Consider the following 4,722-nt stretch of genomic DNA (forward strand, 5'->3'; position numbering starts at 1 on the left):
GCCCCGCGGGCAGCGCCCTGGGCGACCAGAAGCGGGTCGAGACGCCCGCATCGGCCATCGCGGCAGGCGTCGACCACATCGTGGTGGGCCGCCCGGTCTGGCAGGCCGCCGATCCGCGCGCGGCGGCGCAGGCGATCCTGGCCGAACTGGCTTGACGCCCGGCGCCCCCGCGTCCCAGCATGGCGCGAAACGCGGGGGTGGCGATGGACGATGACGGCAGCGTGCAGAAGATCCGCAACGAGCTGGTCCTGTCCTTCCTGGCGGTGCGCCGCGCCATCGGCGCCCTGGGGTTCTTCCTGCCGCTGGCGCTGATCGCCTATGCAATGCTGTGGCCCGAGCCACTGCGGACCAGCATCTCGGCCTACTATTACTCTCCGATGCGCGAGGTCTTCGTCGGCACGCTGATCGCGCAGGCCGTGTTCCTGTGGAGCTATGAGGGGTTCCGCCCCGATGCGGGCGAATGGATCACCGACAAGGTCATGGCGCGGCTGGCGGCGGTCTCCATCGCACTGGTGGCCCTGGTGCCCACCGACGGGCCGGACGGGCCCTGCACCGCGCTGGAATGCATCGCGGGTCCGGGCCTGTCGGCGCTGATCCATGTCGTCGCGGCGGGGCTGTTCTTTGCCGCGCTGGCGGTGTTCTGCCTGGTGCTGTTCGTCAAAGGCACCGTGGACGGGCCGGAAAAGGCCGCGTCGAACCGCATCTATCGCATCTGCGGCTGGACGATCATCGTCAGCATCGGCCTGATCGGGCTGCTGTTCGCGACGGGCCTGGACGATACGCTAGCGCGCCTGCGTCCTGTCTTCTGGCTGGAGACGGCGGCCACCTTCGCCTTTGCGACCAGTTGGGCGGTCAAGGGCGACAGCCTGCGCCCGCTGACCCGCGCCGTCATTGCCGCATCGCGGTGATCCAGCGGCAGAAATGCGGGATCGCGCGCGGATGGGTCAGATAGTCAGCCACCGGCATCATGCACCACCCCTGACCTTCGTTCCCGAACCGGATCGCGGCGATCTGGGCCGCGCTGATCTGCCCCGCGAACAGCCAGGACATCAGTCCGGGTGCGGAATGCGACGGAAACGCCCGACCGGTCAGCGCCTGCGGGGACAGGTGCAGCCCGAACTCCTCGTCCAGCTCGCGCAGGGCGCATTGGACGGGCGCCTCCTGTCCTTCGCGGCCGCCGCCGGGCAGGTCCCAATGCGCCGGAAAGGGAATGTCGGGGCGATCGTCGCGCAGGCACGTCAGCAGCCGGTCGCCATGGGTCAGCAGCAGCTTGGCACCGTTGAAGGCCGCAGCGGTCATTCCGCGGCGACGCGCCCGCCCGACTGATCCTGGCCCAGGCCGGACAGGCGGCCGATCACCCGGGCGATTCGCGCCGCGAAGTCGTCGAAATCGGGGCGGGGGGTGATCGTCGCCTCGTCCATGTAGAGCGAGCGGTCGATCTCCAGCTGCACGACATGGACGTTCTGGGCGGGGCGGCCATAGGCCGAGCAGATGTAGGCCCCCGAGAAGGGGGCATTGCGGCGCAGGGTCCAACCCTCGGCCTCGACCGCGGCGCTGACCGCGTCCGAGATGCGCGCCGCCGCCGACAGGCCGTGACGGTTGCCCAGCACCATGTCGGGCCGCGTCCCCTGCAGATGCGACAGCGCATCATGGGGCATGGAGTGCATGTCGATCAGGATCGCCTGCCCGAATCGGGCGCGGGCCTGCGCGATCAGCCCGGCCAGCGCCGCGTGATAGGGGCGCCAGCAGGCGTCGATCCGGCGGTCGGCCTCGGCCCGGTCGATCTGGCGGTCGTGAATCACCCGGCCCTGGCTGACCACGCGGGGAATCACCCCCAGCCCGGCCAGGGTGCGCTGGTTCAGCGGGTGGCGCGGCACGCCGCGCACGACCAGGGGGTCGATCTCGTCCGCGCCGCGGTTGAGGTCCACGATGCAGCGCGGGATGCGCGCGGCCAGCGTGACCGCGCCGAAGGCCGTGGCGGGCGCGATCAGGCGATCGATGAAGGCGTCCTCGGACGATCGCAGGGTCTGGATGGGCAGGCGGGTGCCTTGCAGGAACCAGTCGGGATAGTCATGGCCCGAATGCGGGGACGCGAAGATCACCCCCGAAAGCCAGTGGCGGGGGCGGGTCACGACATAGGGCAGATCAGGCTGGGACAAGGCAGACCTCGGCATCCGGCGCGTCATTGCATATAAACCTGAAAAATTGCCCACCGATAGGCCTTGAATACCCCAGACACCTCGGTTAAAGACCTGCGGACCGAGGGGATTGCACCGGGTTTTCGCAAGGAAACATGATGGAATCACCAAGGAACGGGCGGTTAGCTCAGCGGTAGAGCACTACGTTGACATCGTAGTGGCCACTGGTTCGATCCCAGTACCGCCCACCATTATTTCGCCGCCCCCGGCCAAAACCGGGGGCATTTCGTTTTCCAATGCGGCTGCGACGCGCCGCGACGATGGAGAAAACCGATGAAGGTTCGCAACTCGCTCCGCTCGCTCAAGAGCCGGCACCGCGACTGCCAGGTCGTGCGCCGCAAGGGCCGCATCTACGTGATCAACAAGACCAACCGCCGCTTCAAGGCCCGCCAAGGCTGATCGGTCGGGTCCTGGCCGGATCATCCGGCAGGTCACGCGGAAACGACAGTACCACCCGCCCCTCACAGGGCGGGTTTTTTCATGCCGGGCCGCCAACCCGCATTAAGGTTTTATCAACTTTTCCGTACGATGCCGGGCCATGGCGCGTTAGTATCGGGGCATCGGCATGGGGCCGGTCGCGAACGGGGTCTGGGTCGATGATCATTCTGGGCGGGATTCTGGGCGTGCTGATGGCCGGGATGATGGTCGATGTCAGCGCGCTGACCAGTCGGCATGCCGAGCATGACGACGACGACACCCCTGTCCCCGATGAGGAAGAGGGCGAGAGCCTGCCCCCCACCATGCCCGAACCCCAGCCGCAGCCCGAGCCCGAACCGGAGCCCGAGGTGCCGGCCGCGCCGGACGAATCGGTGATCGACGGATCGGAGGGGCTTGATTTCCTGATGGGGACGCCCGGCGACGATCTGATTCGCGGGCAGGGCGGCGCGGACGACCTGCGGGGCGGCCTGGGCGCCGACACGATCGAGGCGGGGGCCGGCGATGACTGGGTCCAAGGCGACGCGGTCTATGGGCCTGGCGGCGACGACCTGATCTATGGTGGCGAGGGCGACGACCTGCTGGCCGGTCAGGGCGGCAATGACATGCTGTTCGGAGAGGATGGCGACGACACCCTGATGGGCGGCGAGGGCGATGATTCGCTGTTCGGAGGCGAGGGCGACGACGTCCTGGCCGGGCATGAGGGTAACGACCTGCTGGTCTCGACCGGCGGCACGGATGATCTGGACGGAGGCGCGGGCGACGACGTGCTGATCGGCCATGACGGCCCTGAAACCGTCTGGATGAACGGCGGGGACGGCAACGACACGCTGATGCCCGGCGCGCATGACTTTGCGTCGGGCAACGCGGGCGACGACACCTTCTTGCTGCGCCAGGTCCAGGAGGGCTTTCCGACGCTGGCCGATTTCCACGGCGATCACGACCAGTTGGTTCTGCATCTGGATGCGCAGGTCGCGCGCGACGTGCAGCTGTCGCTGCGCGAGGACGCGGATGGCAGCACGCTGCTGGAGGTGAACGGCCAGGCCGTGGGGCGCCTGCTGAACCCCGAGGCCCTGCGCCTGGGCGACATTCGCATCGTGGCCATCGGCGGCTGAACGGACTTTCCTTTTCGCCCCTGATGGGCTAAACGCGCGCATCCGCCGGACATTCGGTCCGTGCGGTGTTTCATGGACCTTGCTGGACGACATCCCGGCCTGTGCCCTCACCCTTCATCCGAAAGGAGATCCCGATGTCGATCACCGTCGAAGAAAAAGCCCGCGTCATCGCAGAGTTCGGCACCAAGGAAGGCGACACCGGTTCGCCGGAAGTGCAGATCGCGATCCTGTCCTCGCGCATCGCCACCCTGACCGAGCACTTCAAGTCGCATAAGAAAGACAACCACTCGCGTCGTGGTCTGCTGATGATGGTCGCACAGCGCCGCAAGCTGCTGGACTATCTGAAGAAGAAGGAGGAGGCGCGTTACACCGCCCTAATCGGCAAGCTGGGCCTGCGTCGCTAAGACCGGCACCACGCATTTCCTTGGCGCCCGCGACCCTGTCGCGGGCGTTTTGCATTGCGGGCGGCGGCTGTCCTTAAGGGCAGGTCGCTTGGCGATCCCCGAACGGCCCGGTGGTGCCGCCTACGCAGCCACCCGGAAAGAATCAAAGTCAAATCAATATGCTGTCGAAAACAGCCTGCATGCCCGGCAATCGCGGGGCTTTGCCGCGTCCGGGCAATCGCTAAAACTTTCAGGACCCTCTTCTGGATCGCGTGGTGACTGAAACGTTAACAGCCCGCCATCATCGTAGGAGAGTTGACATGTTGATCAGTGGCCTGACCAGTGGCTGGCGTACGAACACCGCCCCGGCACCCAGCAGCCCCCCGCCGCAGCAACCGCAGGAAACTGCCCCGGCGCAGCAAACCCAGCCCGTCCCGGCCGAGGAGCAGCCCGTGGCGGTGCAACCGGAACCGGCGCCGGACGCCGAGGCCGGCTATGATCCCGACGCGATGGCACGCGCCGCCGAAGGCAGCCAGGTGGCCCGGACGGAGCCTGCCGCCGATGCGACGCCCGCGGCAGCCCCCGCCGCCC

Annotated in this window: 7 protein-coding genes and 1 tRNA gene; 6 read left to right on the forward strand and 2 right to left on the reverse strand. The window is 67.6% G+C overall.

The genetic code is table 11. The annotated features are described in order from the left end of the window. Positions 1–155, forward strand: a 155-nt coding sequence (locus FHD68_RS17655) for an orotidine 5'-phosphate decarboxylase / HUMPS family protein (RefSeq protein ID WP_208863808.1), incomplete at its 5' end; no start/stop codon positions are given. A 48-nt stretch (positions 156–203) separates the two neighbouring features. Then, positions 204–908, forward strand: coding sequence for a DUF998 domain-containing protein (locus tag FHD68_RS17660; protein ID WP_164871388.1), 705 nt, complete (start codon positions 204–206; stop codon positions 906–908). Here the strand turns inward: FHD68_RS17660 and FHD68_RS17665 are convergent. Then, a complete protein-coding gene (locus FHD68_RS17665; protein WP_127897704.1) occupies positions 889–1,299 on the reverse strand; it encodes an NUDIX hydrolase in 411 nt (136 codons plus the stop codon). The two genes, FHD68_RS17660 and FHD68_RS17665, sit on opposite strands and share 20 nt — an antisense overlap. Continuing rightward, positions 1,296–2,159: an N-formylglutamate amidohydrolase gene (locus tag FHD68_RS17670; protein WP_232303332.1), complete on the reverse strand. Its 864-nt coding sequence runs from the start codon at positions 2,157–2,159 to the stop codon at positions 1,296–1,298. The genes FHD68_RS17665 and FHD68_RS17670 overlap by 4 nt, the downstream gene beginning before the upstream one ends. 155 nt (positions 2,160–2,314) lie before the next feature. Here FHD68_RS17670 and FHD68_RS17675 point away from each other — a divergent pair. The 4 genes from FHD68_RS17675 to rpsO all read left to right on the forward strand — a co-directional run bounded on the left by FHD68_RS17675 (position 2,315) and on the right by rpsO (position 4,152). Beyond that, positions 2,315–2,389 (forward strand) — tRNA-Val (locus FHD68_RS17675). 82 nt (positions 2,390–2,471) lie between these two features. Then, entirely contained in the window at positions 2,472–2,597 is a 126-nt protein-coding gene (gene ykgO / locus FHD68_RS17680; protein ID WP_042245282.1) for a type B 50S ribosomal protein L36, read from the forward strand. Positions 2,598–2,794: 197 nt separating this feature from the next. Further along, positions 2,795–3,748 carry a calcium-binding protein gene (locus tag FHD68_RS19755; protein WP_280115184.1) on the forward strand — a complete coding sequence of 318 codons (954 nt, stop codon included), beginning with the start codon at positions 2,795–2,797 and terminating at the stop codon, positions 3,746–3,748. Positions 3,749–3,882: 134 nt separating this feature from the next. Continuing rightward, a complete protein-coding gene (rpsO, locus tag FHD68_RS17690) occupies positions 3,883–4,152 on the forward strand; it encodes a 30S ribosomal protein S15 (RefSeq protein ID WP_045982834.1) in 270 nt (89 codons plus the stop codon). Positions 4,153–4,722: the final 570 nt, after the last annotated feature.

This window comes from Paracoccus marcusii (genome assembly GCF_006151785.1).
Lineage (GTDB): Bacteria > Pseudomonadota > Alphaproteobacteria > Rhodobacterales > Rhodobacteraceae > Paracoccus > Paracoccus marcusii.

What these genes read in the sequence shown, in the direction of transcription:
- FHD68_RS17660 (WP_164871388.1), top strand. Translation starts at nt 204, where the DNA reads ATGGACGATGACGGCAGCGTGCAGAAGATCCGCAACGAGCTGGTCCTG.
- FHD68_RS17665 (WP_127897704.1), bottom strand. Translation starts at nt 1,299, where the DNA reads ATGACCGCTGCGGCCTTCAACGGTGCCAAGCTGCTGCTGACCCATGGC.
- ykgO (WP_042245282.1), top strand. Translation starts at nt 2,472, where the DNA reads ATGAAGGTTCGCAACTCGCTCCGCTCGCTCAAGAGCCGGCACCGCGAC.
- FHD68_RS19755 (WP_280115184.1), top strand. Translation starts at nt 2,795, where the DNA reads ATGATCATTCTGGGCGGGATTCTGGGCGTGCTGATGGCCGGGATGATG.
- rpsO (WP_045982834.1), top strand. Translation starts at nt 3,883, where the DNA reads ATGTCGATCACCGTCGAAGAAAAAGCCCGCGTCATCGCAGAGTTCGGC.